The sequence below is a fragment of the Rhodococcus sp. NPDC059968 genome (assembly GCF_042738615.1).
In the GTDB taxonomy this organism is placed as follows: Bacteria; Actinomycetota; Actinomycetes; order Mycobacteriales; family Mycobacteriaceae; genus Rhodococcus_F.
Genome location: NZ_JBHWUE010000087.1, coordinates 1 through 20942, shown reverse-complemented (window position 1 = coordinate 20942; position 20942 = coordinate 1). Strand labels below are relative to the sequence as shown.

At 64.0% G+C, this 20942-nt stretch carries 17 protein-coding genes and 1 pseudogene; 10 read left to right on the top strand and 8 right to left on the bottom strand.

What is annotated here, in order from left to right:
* Positions 1-835: 835 nt before the first annotated feature.
* The 4 genes from ACFWAY_RS41515 to ACFWAY_RS41500 are packed head-to-tail and all read right to left on the bottom strand — an operon-like array spanning position 836 to position 5229.
* Complete coding sequence (locus ACFWAY_RS41515) at positions 836-2935, bottom strand: acetate--CoA ligase family protein (protein ID WP_378514612.1); 2100 nt, start codon at positions 2933-2935, stop codon at positions 836-838.
* Between the two features lie 5 nt (positions 2936-2940).
* Positions 2941-3729, bottom strand: a complete 789-nt coding sequence (locus tag ACFWAY_RS41510; protein ID WP_378456517.1) for an enoyl-CoA hydratase-related protein — start codon at positions 3727-3729, stop codon at positions 2941-2943.
* Positions 3726-4124, bottom strand: coding sequence for a Zn-ribbon domain-containing OB-fold protein (locus tag ACFWAY_RS41505; protein WP_378514611.1), 399 nt, complete (start codon positions 4122-4124; stop codon positions 3726-3728). The genes ACFWAY_RS41510 and ACFWAY_RS41505 overlap by 4 nt, the downstream gene beginning before the upstream one ends.
* The gene (locus tag ACFWAY_RS41500) at positions 4114-5229 is read right to left on the bottom strand and encodes a thiolase family protein (protein ID WP_378514610.1); all 1116 of its coding nucleotides are present in this window, start codon (positions 5227-5229) and stop codon (positions 4114-4116) included. The genes ACFWAY_RS41505 and ACFWAY_RS41500 overlap by 11 nt, the downstream gene beginning before the upstream one ends.
* A gap of 993 nt (positions 5230-6222) precedes the next feature.
* Between ACFWAY_RS41500 and ACFWAY_RS41495 the strand changes: the two genes are divergently transcribed.
* Positions 6223-6909: an enoyl-CoA hydratase/isomerase family protein gene (locus ACFWAY_RS41495; RefSeq protein WP_378458369.1), complete on the top strand. Its 687-nt coding sequence runs from the start codon at positions 6223-6225 to the stop codon at positions 6907-6909.
* A gap of 222 nt (positions 6910-7131) precedes the next feature.
* Here ACFWAY_RS41495 and ACFWAY_RS41490 read toward each other — a convergent pair whose 3' ends face one another.
* Entirely contained in the window at positions 7132-7536 is a 405-nt protein-coding gene (locus ACFWAY_RS41490) for a LysR family transcriptional regulator (protein WP_378514609.1), read from the bottom strand.
* Between the two features lie 665 nt (positions 7537-8201).
* On the opposite strand from ACFWAY_RS41490, the gene ACFWAY_RS41485 reads away from it, so the two are divergent.
* Positions 8202-9725: an SLC13 family permease gene (locus ACFWAY_RS41485; RefSeq protein WP_378458366.1), complete on the top strand. Its 1524-nt coding sequence runs from the start codon at positions 8202-8204 to the stop codon at positions 9723-9725.
* 26 nt (positions 9726-9751) lie between these two features.
* Here the strand turns inward: ACFWAY_RS41485 and ACFWAY_RS41480 are convergent, their stop codons facing one another.
* Together ACFWAY_RS41480 and ACFWAY_RS41475 are read right to left on the bottom strand one after the other, a co-directional pair.
* Positions 9752-10642 (bottom strand): LysR family transcriptional regulator, encoded by an 891-nt coding sequence (locus ACFWAY_RS41480; RefSeq protein ID WP_378458365.1) that lies wholly within the window; start codon positions 10640-10642, stop codon positions 9752-9754.
* Between the two features lie 148 nt (positions 10643-10790).
* Positions 10791-11732, bottom strand: coding sequence for a LysR family transcriptional regulator (locus ACFWAY_RS41475; RefSeq protein ID WP_378458364.1), 942 nt, complete (start codon positions 11730-11732; stop codon positions 10791-10793).
* Between the two features lie 104 nt (positions 11733-11836).
* Here ACFWAY_RS41475 and ACFWAY_RS41470 point away from each other — a divergent pair, with 104 nt between their 5' ends.
* The 8 genes and pseudogenes from ACFWAY_RS41470 to ACFWAY_RS41435 all read left to right on the top strand — a co-directional run.
* Positions 11837-12952 carry a hypothetical protein gene (locus tag ACFWAY_RS41470; RefSeq protein WP_378514608.1) on the top strand — a complete coding sequence of 372 codons (1116 nt, stop codon included), beginning with the start codon at positions 11837-11839 and terminating at the stop codon, positions 12950-12952.
* A 49-nt stretch (positions 12953-13001) separates the two neighbouring features.
* The gene (locus ACFWAY_RS41465; protein WP_378514607.1) at positions 13002-13574 is read left to right on the top strand and encodes a UGSC family (seleno)protein; all 573 of its coding nucleotides are present in this window, start codon (positions 13002-13004) and stop codon (positions 13572-13574) included.
* Between the two features lie 251 nt (positions 13575-13825).
* A complete protein-coding gene (locus ACFWAY_RS41460; RefSeq protein WP_378514606.1) occupies positions 13826-14992 on the top strand; it encodes a CaiB/BaiF CoA transferase family protein in 1167 nt (388 codons plus the stop codon).
* A gap of 14 nt (positions 14993-15006) precedes the next feature.
* Positions 15007-16218 carry an acyl-CoA dehydrogenase family protein gene (locus tag ACFWAY_RS41455; RefSeq protein ID WP_378514605.1) on the top strand — a complete coding sequence of 404 codons (1212 nt, stop codon included), beginning with the start codon at positions 15007-15009 and terminating at the stop codon, positions 16216-16218.
* Between the two features lie 12 nt (positions 16219-16230).
* On the top strand, positions 16231-17163 hold the full coding sequence (gene trxB, locus ACFWAY_RS41450) for a thioredoxin-disulfide reductase (protein WP_378514604.1): 933 nt from the start codon (positions 16231-16233) through the stop codon (positions 17161-17163).
* A gap of 12 nt (positions 17164-17175) precedes the next feature.
* Positions 17176-18789, top strand: a complete 1614-nt coding sequence (locus ACFWAY_RS41445) for a thiamine pyrophosphate-binding protein (protein WP_378458358.1) — start codon at positions 17176-17178, stop codon at positions 18787-18789.
* A 50-nt stretch (positions 18790-18839) separates the two neighbouring features.
* Positions 18840-19169 carry a thioredoxin gene (gene trxA / locus ACFWAY_RS41440; RefSeq protein WP_378458357.1) on the top strand — a complete coding sequence of 110 codons (330 nt, stop codon included), beginning with the start codon at positions 18840-18842 and terminating at the stop codon, positions 19167-19169.
* A gap of 220 nt (positions 19170-19389) precedes the next feature.
* A pseudogene (locus ACFWAY_RS41435) lies at positions 19390-19819 on the top strand (citrate/2-methylcitrate synthase); the annotation flags it as partial.
* Positions 19820-19885: 66 nt separating this feature from the next.
* On the opposite strand, the gene ACFWAY_RS41430 reads toward ACFWAY_RS41435, so the two are convergent.
* Positions 19886-20728 carry an enoyl-CoA hydratase-related protein gene (locus tag ACFWAY_RS41430; RefSeq protein ID WP_378458356.1) on the bottom strand — a complete coding sequence of 281 codons (843 nt, stop codon included), beginning with the start codon at positions 20726-20728 and terminating at the stop codon, positions 19886-19888.
* Between the last annotated feature and the right edge of the window lie 214 nt (positions 20729-20942).

The window sequence follows — 20942 nt, the reverse complement described above, 5'->3', positions numbered from 1 at the left end:
AAGCCCTTCCGGTATCGGTTCGACGAATGCGAACCTGCGTATTCGGGATGGAGCGAGGATCACACGCAGCAGGAACTCTTATGCCGCGAGTGACTCGAGTAGCAGCAACACGATCGAGAGAGCCGACACAATGCCAGGTGGCCCGATTCGAGAAACCACCTTGCCCCGCCGACGAGATCAGCCGAATGAACGAACGTCATGACTCTTCTCCGTCATGAACTGAAATCAGTTTGAATCTAGATGGCCCTGTGTGTGATGTCAATCACCTGATCCCTTGAAGTGAAACCAGTTCACTTTTGTGGAGGTGACGACTACTCGCCCAACTTGCCCTCGCGCAACCAGGCCGCGAGCCGCTGCCGCATCTCGTCCAGGATGTCTGCCACTGGTGTGGCGTGCGCCTGAGATACGTTCTGCCACAGCTGCGACACCAACTCGCCACCGGCGCCGGCAATCAGATCGCCCGCCCGATCGGCTCGCCGGTCGCGTCGTCGACCGCCATGTATGCGCGGGTGGTGCACGCGAACAGCCGTGGCGCAGTCGATCCCGGCTCGGTCATGCTGGGCACAATTCACGATCGGCGAGCACTTTCGCGTTGCGAGAAGACCCGCGATCTCCCGAGATGCTGATCGGTACCCCTTGCCAACCGTGCGGCGGCGTCGCCGAGGAGCCGATGTTGATTCAACCGGCCCTGCGTTGCCGCCTTGCGCACCCCAACTACCGACATGCCCAAGTACTCCGCAGCCTCACCGGTTCGCATCGACAGACAGTGTCAGAACATCCCTCTGGGTGCGTGGCTCGGTCATGATGCCGGGTGCATGGGCTCGCAATGTTGACGCTAAGGCGCCCAGACGATCGATGCGTCGAGGGCTTCGACGGTCGAGCCCTCCACGCGGAACGGGTTGATCTCGATGGATTCGAGCGAGTCGCCGAGCCGCTCGGCCAGGCTGGCGACGTTCAGGATCGCAGCCACCAACGCATCGCGGTCGACGGGTTTGGAGCCGCGGACACCGTCGAGCAGAGCCTTCCCCCGCAACTCGGACAGCATCTCACGCACGTCGGTCTCGCTCACGGGAAGGGTCCGCAGGGCACTGTCGTCGATGACGTGCACGAGGACACCCCCGAGGCCGACCGCGAGAGTGGGCCCCCACTGCTGGTCGCGCACAACCCCGACGATCATCTCCACGCCGCCGGATCGCATCGATGAGATCAGGGCACCTTCGGACTGCGCGCCCGGCACCGCGAGTACCGCAGCCTGCACCTGGCGGTACGCCTGCCGGACGGCCTCGGGCGAATCCACGCCGAGGAGGACTCCACCGACGTCGCTTTTGTGGACGATATCGGGCGACACGAGCTTCACCACCAGGGGCAAACCGAGCCGACCCGCCGCCTCGACGGCAGCCTCTTCGCCCCTGACATGGGCGTACGGAACCGCCGGGACGCCATGCTCGACCAAGAGCGACAGCGACTCGGCCTCGCTCCACACCCCACCGGTCCCGGCGAGGTCGGACAGGTCCGGCGCGCTCGCAATAGGCCTGTGATCCTGGCGAAGCCATTGCGACCACCAGATCGCATGGCCCGCCGCCTCGACGACGTGGTCAAGACCCGTCATGGCGAGCGGGATGCCGAGCTCCTCGAGATTGCGCACCGTCCCGGGGTCTATCGTCGCGATCGTCTGGTCGAGCAGGATCACCGGCGTGGCCGAACCGGCGAGCGCCGGCGCGTCGATCCGCAGCCGCTCCTTGATCGCCTCGCCACGTTCCTCCGTCGGATGAACGTGGATCGCAGCGACGATCGCCACCGACGGATCCTCGGCGAGTGCGAAGATCGAGTCGCGAAAGAGCTCCGGCTTCGCCGACGCCGCGCCCGTCGAGTCGAGCGGGTTGCGCAGGGTGCAGAACTCCGGCAACAGCTCGGCGAGCCGCGCCTTCGTCACATCCGCGAGGACGGGAAGCCTGACACCCGATGCATCCGCCCGGTCGGCAACAAGGTCGCAGGCGCCGCCGGACATCGAGACGACTCCTAGGTCACCCGCGGCCAGCGGACCGGTACGTGACAGCAGCCCGGCCGTCATCACCAGCTGCTCCAAAGACCTGACCCGGATGACGCCGAACTGCCGAAGCGCCGCATCGACCAGACGGTCGTCACCGACGAGTGCACCGGTGTGACTCTGGGCGATCTCGGCGGCGAGCTCGCTCGAGCCGATCTTGAGCGCCACGATCGGCTTGCCGAGCTCGGCCGCCCGACGCGCCAGACTCCGGAAGCTTCGGGCATCGCGGATCGACTCGATGAACATTGCCACGGAGCGGACCCGCTCATCCTCGATGAGGATGGTCGCCATCGTGGTCGTGTCGACCATCGACTCGTTGCCGGTTGAGACGACGTGGCTGACGCCAATGTTCTGCTGCGCTGCGAAGGCCGAGATAGTGTGCGCGGTCGCGCCGCTCTGCGACACGACCGCCATTCCGCCCGTAGTGAGCTCGGCCATCCGGCCGGACCAAGCGGGCACCTTGTCGACGAGGTTGATGAACCCCAGGCAGTTCGGTCCCACGCAGGTTACCCCGAGCTCCAAAGCGAGCTCGGTGATCTGCTGCTGCAAGGCACGACCGTTGGCACCAATCTCGTCGAAGCCGGCAGCTAGCACCACAGCAAAGCGAATCCCGGCCGCGGCGATGTCGAGCAGCGCGTTCGGGACGGCCTCGGCGGCCACCAGCAGCAGGGCCAGGTCGACCTGCTCGCCGATCTCGGCGCACGACTTGTGTGCCGACTGTCCGTGGACGCTGCCACCCTTCCGGTTGACGAGATACACCTGACCCTCGAACCCCAGCCGGGCGAAGTTGGAGAACGACCCTGCGGACCAGGCGGAGCGCTCCGACGCACCGACGATGACGACGTTGCGGGGCGCGAGCAGCGCGCTCAGGGAGTGGGTCCCGGTCATGTCGATCAGCGTCCTGTCCATTCGGGTTCTCTCTTCTCAGCGAAGGCCTTTGGCCCCTCGACGAAGTCGTGCGAGGCCAGCAACCGATCGCGTCGGCCGTTGTCCTTGCGGAACGCGTCGTCGACGCTCAGGAACTGGGCGTCGAAGACCGCCTCCTTGGTGAGCTGCACGGACAACGGCGAGCACCTGATAATCCGGTCGGCCCACGCCTGCGCCGTCGTCATCAGCTCGTCGTGGGGAACGACCTCGTTGATCAGCCCGATCCGATGGGCCTCGGGCGCATCGATCAGGTCGCCGGTCAGGAGCATCCCCATGGCCACCTTGAAGGGGACCTGACGTGCGAGCCGGTGAGCGCCCCCGGCACCGGCGAAGAGGCCGACCTTCGGCTCGGGAAGTCCCATGCGGGCGTGCTCCGAGGCCACGACAATGTCACAGGCCAGGATGAGCTCGAGACCGCCGCCGGCGGCGACGCCGTTGACCGCCGCAATGATGGGCTTCGGGCAGTCGAAGTCACGGGTAATGCGCCCGAACGGGGGGCGGGCCTCGCCCTGGACGTCGCCGCCCTGCGCCGTACGCTCGGCCGTGACCTTGAGGTCGTTCCCCGCGCAGAAGGCGCGGTCACCTGCTCCGGTCAGAATCGCGACCCACACGTCAGGATCGTCGCGGAAATCTTCCCACGCCCCCGCGAGTTCGCGGTGCGCCTCGAGATGCAGGGCGTTCATCGACTCCGGCCGATTGAGCGTCACGACCGCGACACGGTCGCGCTTCTCGTAGGTGATGAAGTGATAGCTCATGAGGCTCTCCGGAATCTGGGAACGGTGAACGGCTTCTCGGTGCGGTCGAAGTCGGCAATGAGCTCCGACCCAATCGGTATGCTCGCGGCGTTCTCGCCGACGAGCGAGGCGTTGAACCGGACACCCTCCTGCGTTTCGACCGTTGCGAGGACGTACGGACTGGCGAACCTCGGGTGAGCCTGGTGTACGACGGTCAGGCTGTACAACGTCGCCCCACCGCTCGCTGCACGCCACACAACGGCCGGCGCGAAGCAATGGAGGCAGCGGTATTTCACCGGCCACATGTATACATCGCACGACTCGCAGAACTGCAGCATGAGCTCGCCACGGGCCGCGCCCTCGAAAAACGGGGCGCTGGCGTCGTCGTAGGTGAGCTCTGGGGCGTCAGTCGGCATGCTTGCTCCAGATCGTGGTCGAGTGGAAGTTGAGGACGCCACCGTTGCCACTGGCCAAGACGATGTCGTTCTTGGCCACCTGGCGGTCGCCGGCCTGGCCCCGTGCTTGCATGATGGCCTCCGATAGCGGGGTGAAGCCCCACATGTAGTAGCCCGACAGCTGTCCGCCGCCGGTGTTGGTGGGCAGCGAGCCACCGGGACCGAGCTTGCCGTCCGCGACGAACGCACCGCCCTCACCCTTTTCGCAGAAGCCGTAATCCTCCAGCGTCACCAGAACCGTGTACGTGTAGCAGTCGTAGAGCTCGAGGATGTCGACGTCGTCGCGCGTGATCCCCGCAAGCGCGAAGGCCTGCTCTCCGGCCTGCTTCGCGCCCGTGATGATCCCCGGGTCGCGTCCGGAAATCTGGTTGTCCCCCGGCGCGGCTTGCGTCGCAGCCTTCAGGTGGATCGGCGGCTGCCGAAGGTCCTTCGCGCGTTCGGCAGTCGTCATCACGACGGCAACGGCACCGTTGGAGACCAGGCAGCAGTCGAAGAGGTGGAACGGGTCGGCCACCATGCGTGAGGCCTGGTGGTCCTCGAGCGTCATCGGCTTCTGCATCTGCGCGTGCGGGTTCATCTGTGCCCACTCGCGCTGGGCGACGGCGATCGCGCCGAGCTGCTCGCTCGTGGTGCCGTAGAGCTCCATATGTCGACGCGCCGCCAGAGCGTAGGGGACATTGCCACCGAACTCGCCGCACGCCGCCTTGAGGACGTTCATCCCGTCCCAGACCCCGCGAGCCGCGTAGGCGGCACCCGCACCGACAGCGGGCTTCAGTGGGGTGTCGCCGAATACCAGGACCACATGGTTGACCAAGCCCGCTTCCAGAGCAAGGCTGGCGTACTGGACCATCGAGCCGACTGTCGAGCCGAATGCCCTCATCGAGTTCATGATCGACAGATCCTCGAATCCGAGCGAGAACTGCAGGCGCGGATCCATATCCAGGTTTCCGTTGCCATTGAGTAGCAGACCGTCGATGTCGGTCTTCTGCAGTCCCGCGTCGTCGAGGGCTAGGCCGATCGCCTCGGCGGCGAAGTCCGCGGTGGTTCGCCCATAGATCTTTCCCATGGCCGTTACGCCTAAGCCGACTACTGCGGTGTTCGCCGACCATCTTCGATGCGGAGTCACGGGACTGAACGTAACTCCACCGTTCCGATCTGTCAAACTGAATTCGGTTTAGTATCTGAAGTGCCTGTTGCAGCACCGAGAATTGCAGGACGGCGACTTGGTCACGTTCGATGACGACGGAAGCTTCAGTGTCAGCGGGCGCGGGGACCGCCACCCTCGACCTCAGTGGAGTTCGCCCGGGAACGGCCAAGTTCTACGCGTTAGAAGAACTCCCTGAAATGACATCCCCGCCCGCGTGAGCACGGCGGCGCGATCCGCATCTCGCGCGAATTCCGCTATACCTGAGTCGCACGTGGCAATCCCGCTACTACTTCCGACGACTGTCGGACGGCCAGTCCGATCGCACAGACTCACTTCGTTAGACCCTGCGCCGTATGCCCCTCTCGCGCGCATTGCCCCGTGCTGCCTAGGCACAGACAGTCGTTGCCCAGGGAGGTTCCGACCGTTATTCGCAGGCCACCATTCAGTCGAGCTGCGAAGTCGATCGGATATGTGCGTCCCCATAGGTGGTCATTCACTGATCGGAGGCACGTGACTTTACGCGAGTAGCGGTTTCGGCGGTCATGCTGCGCAAATCTGCGTTTGCAGCGCACCGATCGACTCGACAGAAGGCCCGAAACGGCACCCTCGGAGATTGGAGCCCGCCGGGTGTCGTCTATTTCCATCCCCGACGGGACACTGTCCGCCACAGACAAAGCCTGCGGCGAACTCGAGCCCGCCGGAATATTTCAGCGCACACTCCCCGCGCATAGTGTCATGGATCACACGCAAATCGAAGGGGATCGAAACAGTGTCCGACATCGGCTATTTCACCTGAGACCTCGCGACCGAGCAGGTGACGCACCGTGCCTGCGCGACGACCACACCGGCCGGTTGCCGTTCTGCCACGCCGTTCGTGGTCCGGCGTTCCTGGAGCGGCACGGTCCGCTCGCAGTGATAACGCTCAATCGTCCCGAGGTCCGCAACGTCGTCGACTCGGACGTCTCCGCCGCGGTCGGCGCGGCCATGGAAACACTGGCCTCCTCTCCCTACCTTCGGGTCGGCATCATCACAGGTGCAGGAGATACCTTCTGTGCTGGTGCGGATCTGGCCGCACTGACTGCCGGGTACAGCATCGACGCACCCGGACACCCGGAATGGGGGTTCGCAGGCTTCGTCCGACATGACATAGACACACCGCTGATTGCAGCCGCCAACGGCTCTGCCTCCGGTGGAGGCCTCGATCTCATCTTGGCGTGCGACGCAGCCATCGTCAGTTCTCACGCCTCTCTGGGGTCCCGGGAAATGCGACGATATGCGGACTGCGATCCCGACTCGGGGGCACTCGGCGGCCGACGCCAGGCCAGGGCGGTGTTCCTTCGCGACGGGCTCGAGCCGGAAACGGCACTGCGTTGCGGAATGATCGACAGGATCGTTCATCCACATGAAGTACTGCCCGAGGCCGTGAGGCTGGCACGGGCGCTGGCAACGACAATCCCGCCCATGGAAGGGATCGGCGCCGCGGTCATGCGTCGTCGCGCCGGCAAGAACACTTCCCGGCACTGCGAAAGCGACACGCCACGTCACCCTCATCAGTACCGGCACGGAGCCCAGCGCGTGCTCCGGGCCAGTACGATTTGACTGAAGATTCCCTTACCCGACAGTGCTTCTCGACGTCGCAGCGATCCTGCGGTGCCCGGCGCGCGGCCCATCCAACGACGAAGACGAACTGAGGAACCACGCTGGATCGACTGTACGCAGCCCTACTGGCGGCAGCCGGATTGTCCTTCGGCGACTGCATCGCCCTCGAGGATGCGGTCAGCGATCTCGACGATCTGCCGCGGACGGTCACCGACCCCGCCATTACCGCCCACCCACTGCTTTGACCGTCGCCTGATCCGGTGTCAGGACCACCGGTAGCTCGGACCCCACGGCCCGGGTCAGAAGTGGCAGCGTCACCGCACTACTCGCTCCAGCGAAACCCAACGAGACCCGGCCAACCTCCCCCCTGCCCGCAGCCAGTGCCGCCTTACGGGCAACCCCCGCCGCGCCCAGTACTTCCTTCGCCGGCCCCAGAAACGCCGCCCCGGCAGCTGTGAGCTGTACCGTGCGGGTGGTCCGCTCAAACAACACCACACCCAAGTCGCGTTCGAGTGCGCGAATCTGTTGACTCAGTGGCGGCTGCGACATGTGTAATCGCGCCGCCGCCCGTCCGAAATTCAATTCTTCAGCGACGGCAACAAAACCTATGAGGTGACGAAGTTCCACACCCGCTACCGTAAAACGCACACATCCCACTGACCATGAGGAAGCGCGGTGTAGCCACTGAACCGCCATCCGTGTTCGGCAGCTAGTACGCGGTCGCGTATCTATATCGACCGCGGGTACAGCGGGCGCAGACGAACGCGAGTCACTACGACTGCACTGAGCCGCCAAACAGCCGGAGGACGCCGGTGGCCTGTCCCCATCCGACACAGCTAGACGTACTCCGGAGCGCACACGGATCGTCCGCACGAGCGCCGACCGTGATGCAGCGCACTTACCGCCAATTCGTACAGCTCCCAGCCGGTACCAATTTGGTCCGCCTGAAACGTTCCACGCCAAGAAGTCTGAAGCTAACCGCAGAGACCAGAGCCAGGGAAGGCCTCGACCCCACAGGAACCGAGGGCTTCTCCCTACGTCCGTGCCGATGCGCCGCCGGGGCTGTCCGACATCATGTAGACGTCTATATGCGTCACACGCATGAGTTATAGGCAAACCGTTCACTGGACCGCAATGATTGCCAGTGCTTAACGTGATCTAACCCACATAAGCACTCACGAACGATTCGGCATCCCACCCGCACGTATGACGTCGGATGCCGTCCAGCGGAGGCCCAAATGACAGTGCCGACTCGAGTACCGAACGCATCGAGAAGCGAGGTTCGTCCTACCGTGGACCAGGAGCGTCCGCGGAGCCGTACAAGGACACAAGCCATCGGACTCCTTATCGGCAGCCTGGGGTTCGTCGCCCTGCTTGTCATCCCAACGGGGTTGAGTGGACCGCAACAACGGCTGGCCGCCATCTTGATTCTGGCCGTGGCCTTTTGGATCACCGAGGCACTTCCGCTCGCGGTGACGTCACTCCTCGCGATCGGACTCGCTGCAACACTCGGAATCGCGGACAGCCCAGACGGCGGCAACGGAAGTGATCTCGTCTTCTCCTCGTTTTCCTCCTCGGTCATCTTTCTGCTGATCGGAGGTTTCCTTTTCGCCAAGGCGATCAACGTGCATGGCCTCGACGCCCGGTTCGCGCTGCGTGTACTTACCCTGCCCGGGGTCGCGAAGTCGTCCTACCGCGTGATCGTGGCCTTCGGGGCTATCGCCTTGGTGATCTCCGCATTCGTATCGAACTCGGCAACGGCGACAATGCTGCTGCCGATCGGGCTGGGCCTGATCCGCACGCTCAACCCCATCATGGCCCCCGGGAATACCGATTCAACCGAGCCCAAGCAGACCCGCTTCGCGACCGCTCTCATGCTGATGATCGCGTATGCAGCGGCGGTCGGCGGCCTGTTGACGCCCATCGGAAGCCCAGCCAACCTCGTCGGCATCGGTTACATAGAAAAGCTCACGGGCACCTCCATCGGCTTCTTGCAGTGGACGGCGGCAACAGCCCCCATCGTCGCCATCATGTTCGTTATCTTGTGCGTGGTCATCATCTCGATGAACCGCCCGGAATGTCGCGCGCTGCCCGATCTCGACTACCTGCGTCAGGAGCGTGCTCAACTCGGCCGACTTTCAACAGGTGAGCGCAGCACGCTGTTCGCCTTCTGCCTGGTGTGTGCGGCATGGTTGACCCCGAGCGTTGTCTCGCTAACGTTTGGTGTCGACTCCTCAGTCGCGACTTTCGTTGCCGGCCACCTAGACGACGGCGCGGTGGCAGTGATCGCGGCGACTCTGCTGTTCGTTCTGCCCGGGAGCAAATCCGGTGCCAGGGTTTTGAACTGGGAACAGGCGGTGCGGATCGACTGGGGGGTGATTGTCCTGGTCGGCGCGGGCATCGTGCTCGGCGGTCTGTTGTCCTCGACCGGTCTCGCAGATCTCGTCGGCGAGACCCTCAGCCAGAATCTGGGCTTTCCGAGCCTGTTCGTGATTACTCTGTTCGCTGTCGCGATGGCGATCTTGCTGTCCGAGACGACGAGCAATACCGCGGCTGTGGCAATCGTCGTGCCCATCGTCGTTCCTATCGCGATGGCGGCCGGGATCAATCCGGTAATTCCTGCTATTGCCAGCGTCTTCGGCGGATCGTTCGGATTCATGCTTCCGATCGCCCAGATTCCCAACGCAATTGTGTACGGCTCCGGTTTCGTTCCGATCAAGCGAATGCTTCGTACCGGCTCAGTGTTCGACTTGGTCGGTTGCATCCTGATCGCTATCGGCGTCGTGCTCTGGCTTCCGCATCTCGGCCTGGGCTGATTGCTGAAGACTGACCCCGTGGAGCTTCAGCTCCGCGGGGTCTCTGCCATGGAAATGACGTGCTCGAGGAATGCGTGCGCAGCGGCTGGCATGTAGCGGCTGGTGACTCGTGCGACCCCGACGACGCGGCTGGCGTCGACGTCGCTGATCGGTATCTCTACCGGCAACCCGACCTGATGTGTGTCGGGAGAGGGAGGGAGGATGGCGACCCCGAGTCCGGCTGCCACCAGGCCGCGGACGGTGGGCACGTCGGCAGCTTCGAACACGATCGTCGGGGTGACGCCGACTTTCTCGAAGAGCTCATCGGTGATCTGACGAATTCCGAAGCCGCGCTTCAGTGTAACTACTGGCACTTCTGCGAGATCGGCCAGTTGCACAGTGCCCGAGGATGCCAGTTGATGGTCTTCGGGAACAGCCAGAACCATCGGCTCCTTCCAGAGTGGTACCCATTCCACACCAGGCACTTGCGGGTCGGGAGCTGTCAGACAGAGGTCCACCGAGCCGTCCTGAAGCATCCCGACCACGGACCCGGCCCCGCCCTGTGACAGTTGGAACCGCACATTCGCATGAGTCCGCCGGAACTCTCGAAGCAGGCGAGGGACCAGTGTCGGTCCGATGGTGGGTATGAACGCCATCGTCACGATCCCGCGATTCGGATCGACGGCGTCGGTAATCTCCGACCAGCCCGTATCAAGTGCTTTAAAGGCTTCCTCCACACGCGCCCGGAAGATCTCGCCGTACCGGTTCAGTCGTACGGTCCGTCCGACGCGGTCGAACAGCGGAACTCCCAGCTCGTCTTCCAGACGTCCGATGGCACGGCTCAGCGCCGATTGCGACATGAATCTGTTCTCGGCCGCTTGTCCGAAGTGCCCGAACCGCGCGGCAGCGGAGAATGCCTCCAGATCACGCAGTTCCATGGAGGCAACGCCCGCAATCAATGTGTGTCATGCATCAAGTCTAGGTGCATTGATCACTTCGATGCACCTATTCCGCTCTCCGTTCGGCATGCGATCGGACACCGATCGTGTGACCTGCATCGGGCGCTCTCCCCGACGAAGACTTCGGTCACGATTCTGGTCGGAGCTGGGGGTGTCGCAGCGTCAGATCCTGCAGATACTGCGGTCCAGTGCGGCGAGCGACGTCGACGAAGCCTGCGACGAGCGGCGACTGTTGGCCGGCGCGCCAGGCCAGGGACAGCGGGCGGTGTGGGAGCGGGTCATGGAGTGGAACGAACCGGACTCCCTGGCGGCTGAGATTGATGAACGATGTAGGTAGCAATGCCACCCCTGCACCGGAGGCCACAAGCGCCAGAATGGTTTGAATGCGCGGAGATTCTTCGACGACCGGGGGCTGGATCTTGTGTTGCCGGAACAGCTCGACCACATCGGCGAAGGTGGTCGGCGCTGCGGCCCGCGTCCACAGGATGATGGGTTTATCGGCCAATATCCCGGGGGATATTCTTCCGCGGTCAGCGAGAGGGTCGTCGTCGCACACCACCGCCGCGAGCGGGTCTTCGATCAGCGTCTCCACGGTAAGGGTGGGTTCGTCCACGGGCCCACGTAGGAATCCGACGTCGAGTCGATGTTCGGTGAGCTGGACGATTTGGTCCGCTGTACCCAGTTCCGCGAGTTCGAGTTTGACATCGGGGTAATCACGGCGGTGAGCACGCATGACGTACGACAACACCCCGTCTACCGCGGCCTGCAAGGCACCGATATGCAGATGCCCCAGTTGCCCGGTGGCGGCCCGACGTGCTGCTGCGAAGGCTCGTTCCCCGTGCACGAGTGAAAGGCGGGCCTCTTCGAACAAGGCATGACCGGCATCGGTGAGTTCGATCGGCCGCCGCGAACGATCGAACAGCTCGACCCCCAGCTGGTGCTCGAGCTTTCGGATCTGCTGACTCAACGGCGGTTGCGCCATGTGCAGTCGCTCGGCTGCCCGTCCGAAGTGTCGTTCCTCGGCAACCGTGACGAAATAGCGGAGTAATCGCATCTCCGGATCATTCATATCCTCAGAATATAATAGGTGACCAAACATGTCTTGGACTGTGATGGTGTAGCGGACTTACGGTTGGCCCAGGTAAATCGGATCTACCAAGGAGGACAACCGAAATGACGGCCGTACAACCTCGCATCGACCACAACGACCTGGTCGAGCATTACTTCAACCAGCCGTGGAGCGACGGCCTGCCCGTAGTTCCCCCCACCCCGGAGCGAGTCGCTGCCGTGGTCGAGGCACTCGGCGGCGACCCCCACACCCTCGAGGCACGAATCCCGCCGCGATGGGGCAGCCTGACCCGCGAACTCCTCGCAGTCAACATGGTGATGGCCGGCTGCAAGCCGGAATACGCACCCGTCGTGCGTGCCGCAGTACTCGCCCTGGCCGACACACGCTTCAACCTCAACGGCATCCAGGCCACCACTCACGTCGTCTCGCCGCTGATCGTCGTCAACGGCCCGATCGCTCGCGAAATCGGCATGAACTCCGGCGGAAACCTCTTCGGCTCCGGCAACCGGGCAAACGCCACCATCGGCCGGGCAGTTCGACTGATCATGCTCAGCGTCGGCGGGGGCATCCCCGGCGAACTCGACAAGAGCACCCTCGGCCATCCGGGCAAATACACCTTCTGCATCGCGGAGAACGAAGAAGCCAGCCCCTGGGCTCCCTACCATGTCGAACATGGCTACGCCCCCGAAGACAGCACGGTGCTCGTCATCGGCGCCGAAGCCCCCCACAGCGTGACCAACCACATCTCCGATGACCCGCAGGGCATCTTGGACTCCATCGCCTCGGCAATGAGCACGATCGGCCACAACAACGCCGTGCTCGGCGGCTCCTGCACCGTCGTCCTCGGCATCGAACACGCACGCACGATCGCATCCTTCGGATGGACCCGCGACGACATCCGCCGATACCTGTGGCTCAACGGAACCAACGACTGGGACAAGGTCAGCTACGGCAATCGCTACGCCCCTCCCGGCGGAACCACCTACAACCGCAACCTACCGAAGTGGTATCCACGCCAGTCCGGCCGACAGGTGCCGATCGTGTTCACCCCCGACGACATCCATCTGTTCATCGCGGGCGGCGCGGCCGGTCGATTCTCGGCCTTCCTGCCCGGATGGAGCACCGCGACCACGCCGGTGCTGCGAGCCATCAACGACGACACCGTGCCGACAGGCGACCCCGGCGGCCTCGAATGCTCCGACGGCTCCTGCCGTCTGTAGCTCCCCGTTCGCCCACCACACAAGATCTGAAAACAGCGAGGAAAGAACGATGACCGATGGCATTTATGACCCCCGAGGTGTTGTCGAGGTGGAGGCCTCTCCCCTGGCAACCCGGCCGAACAGCGCAGATGGCCTTCGTCTGGCAGTGCTGAGCAACACGAAGTGGAATGCTGCCAAGCTGCTGCGGGCCACCGTCCGGGCACTCGAGCATTTGGGCGTGAAGTTCGCCTCCGTCGAGTACTACGACAAGGAGCACTTCTCGTCAGATGCAAGTGCTGAAGTAATCAACCGGATTGCCGCTGAAAACGACATCGCGCTGACCGCAATCGGCGACTGCGGCTCCTGCTGCTCCGCGTGTGTTACCGACGGTGTTCGTCTCGAACAGGCCGGACTGCCCACGGCGGTCATCGTGACCACCGAGTTCGAGCACGAAGCCCGCCTGCAGCGAGACGCGCGTGGAATGGCGGACCTCGAGCCCGTCGTGATCACCCACCCGATCAGCAGCCTGACTCTCGAGCAGCTCGAAGGCCGCGCCGCCGAAGTCGCACCTCAGGCCCTCGACATCTGGTTGACCGGAACGCCGGCCAAGGCCACGCAGACCGCGACAACTTCCTCCGTCTAGCAAATCCGGCGGTGGGGGGCCCAGCAGCCAGGCACCCCACCGCATCTCCAAACACCACCGCACCCTGCCCCGGGACCAGCGACCTCGGTCTGTCAGACCGTCGGCAAGGGGCGTGGCGCTGCCTTCGACAACGCACCACGGTCGGCAAGCAGAAACCTGCTCGACAAGAGAGGGCGGCAAATGGTGTCACCGATGACCACTCGAAGTCACCACCGACAGCGAGCGCGTGCGGACCGATCCAAGGAGACGACATGACCAACCCCCCGCTCTCTCGCCTGCTGGTAGCGGACTTCTCACGAGTCCTCGCGGGCCCGTTCTGCACGATGACACTCGGCGACCTGGGCGCCGAGATCGTCAAGGTGGAACGCCCCGAAGGGGACGACACCCGCGCCTGGGGGCCCCCGTTCGTCGACGAACAGAGCACCTACTACCTCGGCGTCAACCGGAACAAACGCAGCATCGTGCTCGATCTCCGCGACCCGGACGACCTCCAGGTCGCCAGGACCCTCGCCGAGCATGCAGATGTGCTCGTGGAGAACTTCCGACCCGGTACTATGGCGCGGTTCGGATTGGACGAAACCACCATCCGCCAGGCCAACCCCGAATTGGTGTACTGCAGCATCTCAGCGTTCGGCCCCGGGGCCGGCCGCGAACTCGCCGGTTACGACCTCCTCGTCCAGGCGCTCGGCGGTCTGATGAGCATCACAGGACCCGATCAGAACTCACCGACGAAAGTCGGCGTCGCTCTCGTCGACGTGCTGGCCGGGCTCTTTGCCACGGTCGGAATATTGTCCGCACTCCACGAACGCGAAAAGTCCGGAATGGGCCAGCGCGTGGAGGTAAACCTCATGTCGGCGCTACTGAGCGCGCTGGCGAATCAGTCCTCGGGATACGTTCTGGCGGAGAAGATTCCCCATGCCATCGGCAACGGACATCCCAGCATCGCCCCTTACGACACCTATGCCACCGGCGACGGCGCCCTGGTCCTTGCCGTGGGCACCGATCGACAGTTCAGCCAGCTCTGCTCCACCCTAGGTGCCTCTCAATTGGCTCAGGACGACCGGTTCATCACCAACGAACTGCGAGTGCGGAATCGACAGGCACTACGCGACAGCCTCGAACGGGCGTTGGCGGCGCACCCAGCGCACCATTGGACGAAAGCACTGACAGCACAAGGGGTGCCCGCCGGCGCGGTCAACAACATCGCGGATGCATTCCAGCTCGCCACCGAACTCGGCCTCGAACCCGTCACAAACACCGCCGACGGCGACACTCGACTCGGACGCCAGGTCGCCAACCCCATCAGTCTGTCGGCCACACCGGTCACGTACCGAACCCGGGCACCGCAGCTCGGCGAACACAGCACAGACATCCGAGACTGGCTCGACGAACTCGAAACCCGACGCGAAACCGCATGACGAAGGAGCAGTTCATGACCACCACCGCAGCACCCACCTCAGACCTGAAGCAGAACACTCCCCCGACGTTGAACGCCTACGACTTCCTGAACATCGACTCGTCGCTGTCCGAGGAGGAGCGGCTCATCCGCGATACAGTCCGCGGGTTCGTCCGCCGCGACCTGCTCGGCCGGCTCCCGGACGCGTATGACAATGCGTACCTTCCCGAGGATTTCCCCAGGGCCGCAGGCGGGTTGGGATTGTTGGGCATGCACCTGCAGGGCTACGACTGCCCCGGAACCAGTGCGGTGGCCTACGGGCTCGCATGCCTGGAACTCGAGGCCGGAGACAGCGGACTGCGGAGCTTCGTCTCGGTCCAGGGATCATTGGCGATGTTCGCGATCTGGCGTTATGGCAGTGAGGAACAGAAGCAGACATGGCTACCGGCGATGGCGGAAGGGAAAGCGATCGGATGCTTCGGGCTCACCGAACCCGATGCCGGTAGCGACCCCTCCGGGATGCGCACCACCGCGCGCTTCGAAGACGGGCAATGGGTGCTCAACGGCAGCAAGATGTGGATCACCAGCGGCAGCATCGCGCATGTGGCCGTCGTGTGGGCGAAGACCCCGGACGGTGTCCGCGGCTTCGTGGTCCCCCGCCACACCCCCGGCTTCTCCGCCCGCGACATCAAGCACAAGATGTCACTTCGCGCATCAACCACCTCCGAGTTGGTCTTCAAGGACTGCCGGCTCCCGAGCAGCGCCGCACTCCCCGAGGCGACGAGCTTGCGCGCTCCCCTCTCATGCTTGACCGAGGCCCGGTTCGGGATCGTTTGGGGAGCTGTCGGGGCAGCGCGGGCCTGTTACGAGGCGGCGCTCGACTACTCGACCACGCGGACCCAGTTCGGGCGGCCCATAGCCGGCTTCCAGCTCACGCAGCGCAAGCTCGTCGAAATGCTCACCCAGGTCAACACCTCACTCATGCTGGCTCTCCACCTCGGCCGGCTCAAAGACGCTGGGCAGCTTCACCCGCAGCAGGTCAGTTTCGGCAAACTGCACAACGTGCAGAGCGCCCTGGATGTGGCACGCAGTGCGCGCACCATCCTGGCCGCCAACGGCATCACCCTCGAGTATCCGGTGATGCGGCACATGGCCAATCTCGAATCCGTTCTGACCTACGAGGGCACCGGCGAGATCCACACGCTCATCGTCGGCCAAGCCATCACCGGCGTTGCCGCCTTTCACTGACTCGGAGCAACCATGAACTCCCCACGCAACGTCATCATCATCGGCGGCGGCCCGGCCGGGTACACCGCCGCCATCTACACCGCCCGCGCAAACCTGAACCCGTTGGTGTTCGAGGGCACCCAGTACGGCGGCGCCCTCATGCAAACCACCGAGGTCGAGAACTTCCCTGGCTTCGTCGAAGGAATCCAGGGCCCCGAACTCATGGACACGCTCCGCAAGCAAGCCGAGCGTTACGGATCGGACCTCCACGCCAAGGACGTCACATCCGTCGATCTGACGAACACGGTCAAGCGCGTCACCGTCGACGGTGAACACTACGACGCGAAAACGGTCATCCTGGCGATGGGGTCGGCGTACCGCACCCTCGGGATGCCCAACGAGAAACGTCTGTCCGGGCACGGAGTGTCCTGGTGCGCCACCTGTGACGGCTTCTTCTTCCGCGACCAACACATCGCAGTAATCGGCGGCGGAGACTCCGCGCTGGAAGAAGCGATGTTCCTCACCCGGTTCGCGGCCAGCGTGACCGTGGTGCACCGCCGGGACACGCTGAAGGCCTCGAAGATCATGCAGGAACGCGCTTTCGCGAACTCCAAGATCCGGTTCCTGTGGAACAGCGTCGCCGAGGATGTGATCGGTGACGAGCAGGTTGTCGGACTCGTGGTGCGCGACACGGCCACCGATCACCTCACGACGTTGCGAGTGACCGGGGTGTTCATCGCGATCGGGCACGATCCGCGCAACGACCTCGTGCACGGACAAGTAGAACTCGACGATGCCGGATACGTCCTCACCGAAGGACGAACCTCTCGGACACCCGTGTCCGGCGTGTTCGCGTGCGGCGACCTCGTCGATCACACCTACCGACAGGCGATCACCGCGGCCGGCAGTGGCTGCAGCGCAGCACTCGACGTCGAACGGTATCTGGCAGCAGACGGATCTCACTAGGGAGCATTTCGTATGAAGATCTTCGAGGCATGTGCCGATTCCCTTCTCGGCCATGGTGTCGATGTGATGTTCGGGCTCATGGGTGACGCGAACATGCTGTATGTCGCGAACTACCGTGAGTGTGGAGGGCAGTTTGTCCCCGTCGTGCATGAGAGTAGTGCGGTGGCGATGGCGGACAGCTGGTCTCGCAGCACCGGGCGGGTTGGCGTCGCCACGGTCACGCATGGCCCCGGCTTGTCCAACACCATGACGTCGCTGGTGGAAGCAGTGCGCAGCCGCAGCCAAGTCCTGCTCCTGACCGGGGATACACCGGCGGAACCGACCCACTTTCAACGGATGGACATCAGTTCCTTCGCACAGGCCGCGGGAGCGGGATACGACAAGGTGCATCGGCGCGAAACCCTTGGGCGTGACCTCAATCGAGCGTTCCAACGTGTGGTCGCCGAACGCAGACCGGTCGTTCTGAACATTCCGGTCGACTTGATGCTCGAGGATGCGGGAGCGCAATCACCGGTCTCCGTCGCGGTGCACTCATCGCCAACGGTTCCGTCAATCGACGACCTCGATGCGGCGCTCGGTCTTATCGCGAGCGCCAAACGCCCGATCGTCCTCGCCGGCCGCGGGGCCGTGTTGTCGCGTGCCGACGATGCCCTGCTCGCTCTCGCCGACGCGTTAGCTGCCCCAGTTGCCACGTCTGTGCTGGCCAAAGACATGTTCCGCGGGCACCCCAGCAACCTCGGAATCTGCGGCAGCCTCTCTCACACCGTGGCCGCCACAGCCATCGCCGAATCAGATCTGATCATCGCCTTCGGCGCGAGTTTGAACGTCTACACCACCTTCCATGGCGAACTTCTGGCCGACAAACATGTGGTCCAGGTCGACATCGATCCCGCACGCTTCGGCTGGTACCTACCCGCCACCGAGTACATCGCGGGTGACGCCGCCCTGGTCGCCGACTCGATTCGGGAAGCTCTCGACGCGATAGATCACACACCCTCACACCCCGGATGGCTGCAGTCGGTGCAGCGGACCTTGGTCGACTTTTGCCCCGAGTCCGAGTACCCGGACCAAACAGCTGTCGACACGGTCGATGTGCGAACCGCCTGCCTCAAACTCAACGACGTGCTGCCGTCGAACCGAACGATGGTCAGTGATATCGGCCGCTTCACAAACGCTGTCTGGCCGCGCATCGAGGTGCCCGACGCGCGGCGTTTCACCACCATGGGAGGCTTCGGCGCAATCGGGCTCGGTCTCGCCGGCGCGATCGGCGCTTCGTTTGCACGTCCCGACGAGTTGACCATCGCGGTCGTCGGCGACGGCGGATTCATGATGCACCTGGCCGAACTCACCACCGCCGTTCGCCACCAGTTGCCCCTCCTCGTCCTCGTCTTCAACGACAGCGCATACGGTGCCGAGCACACCAAACTTCAACGCTACGGCGCCGATCCGAACCATTCCCTCACTACGTGGCCAGAATTCGGGCCCATCGCCGAAGCACTCGGCGCTGGAGCGATGTCCATTCGGAAGCTCGAAGAGTTCGACGAACTCCAGCACATCACCCACGATCTCCGAGGACCCTATCTGGTCGACATCAAGCTCGACCCCGAGGTCAACATCCTCGCGTGACCACCCGCAGTCGAATGATCCGTACAGTCTCTCAACCCAAGGAGCTACCCATGTCCGACGCCCGAACGGTCACCGTGACCGACGACTCCTTTACCAAGGTTGTCCTGAACAGCACGAAGCCCGTACTCGTCGATTTCTGGGCCCAGTGGTGCGGTCCGTGCACGAAGATCGCCCCGGTACTCGACGAGATCGCATCCGAGCACACCGACATCACCATCGCCAAGCTCGATGTCGACGCAAACCCCAACTCGACCAAGAACTTCCGCATCATGTCGATTCCGACCATGGTCCTCTTCCACGAAGGCAAGGTCGTCAAACAGATAGTGGGCACCAAAGATAAGGCCGCGCTCCTCGAAGCCCTCGCCGACGTCCTCTCGTAGCACCATCACGCACCATTCACCGGCCCACATGGTCGAGCCAAGTGGCGTCGGCGGTGCCTCCTTGGATGCATCACCGACGCCGCACGAGGATGCGCGCCATACCGATGGACCACACCGAACGCGCCCAGGGCAACGGGACGATCTGCATGAATGAACTGAGGAACCTGTGATCTCACCAGTGAGAGAAGATCTAGTGGGCAGCACATTCGCGGAGTCCCCCGACACCGCCCGCGAACAACTCGCCCGCGCCTCCGTCCTGGCCCTGTCCTACGTCGCCCAGCCCGCCCGCGGCATCTACCAGCCCGCCGTCCCGCAGAAGCGGATCGACGAAGCGAAAACCGTCACCGAACGGTTCAACCGGCGTCGACGTCGCCGCCGCACTCGAGCAGGCCGCCCTCGCCGAACTGCGCGAACGCCGCCCCGACCGGGCCATCGAAAACCAACGTCGAATTCTGGGCGGCAGTCATCCTCGACTTCGCCGAGGTCCCCGCGCACATGATGCTCGCGATGTTCACCTGCGGCCGCACCGCCGGCTGGTGCGCCCACATCCTCGAGCAGAAGCGTCTCGGCAAGCTCGTCCGCCCGGCCGCCATCTACACCGGACCCCCGAATCCGTCGACGGCTGGGACCAGATCGCCCACACCAGCTGACCACCGTCGTTATCGCTACAAGGTCTCGCGAGATCGCAGCAGGTGCGTCGGTAGCGGACAGGGCACTCAGTCGAAAAGGGTGGGTACACCATCGGACATCAATTGCGGGAAGTCCGGTTGCCGCTTCTCGAGAAACGCCGCGACGCCCTCGCGGACATCGGCGGACGTCCCGCGCGCATGGATGGCGATCGATTCGGCACGGTGAGCTACCTCGGGGCTGTCGGCTCCGAGCATTCGCCACATGAGCTGCCGGGTCAGCGCGACGGAGACCGGCGAGGTGCCCGCCGACAATTCGCGCGCCACCTCGATCGCTCTCCGCAGCACGCATTCGGCGGGGACGATCTCACGGACGAGGCCGCGTGCGAGCGCCTCCGCCGCGGACACCATCTTGCCGCCGACGGTCCACTCGACTGCGGTCGAGATCCCGACGATCCGGGGCAGGAACCAGGTGGAACAGGCCTCGGGCACGAGCCCACGACGGGTGAACACGAAACCGAACTTCGCAGTGTCCGAGGCGATCCGGACGTCGGCCGGAAGCGTCATCGTCACCCCGACCCCCGCTGCGGGACCGTTGATTGCCGCGATCACCGGCTTCGTCGACCGGTAGATCCTCAGCGACACCTCGCCTCCCGAATCCGGCGGGGCCCCACCGGTCACCGGGTCGTCGTCCAGTACGAATGTGTCCCCGCCCGCGGCGAGATCGGCCCCGGCGCAGAAGGCCCGGCCGGTTCCCGTGACGACGATCGCGCGTACGGTGTCGTCCGCATCGCACTCGTCGAATACCTCGATGATCCGATCCCGCACTTCGAGGGTGAAGGCGTTGAGTCGTTCCGGGCGATTCAACCGCACGATGGCGATCTCCTCGTCCCGTTCCAGCTCGACTACGTTCTCGACACCGACACGAGTCATCTACAGCTCTTTCTCTTCGTTGGACCGTCGCTCCGGAGTGGCACCGTCAGCGCACCTTCGAGAACCGCTCGGACACGTCCTTGTACTCCGACCGGATCGCCGTCTTCGACAGCTTTCCGCTAGCGGGAGTTTCCTGGATAAGTTGATCATGGTCGGTCGTTCGGGCCGCCCGTCGGTTGCCGACCTGGGGTAACACGGCGCGTCGGATGGTGCT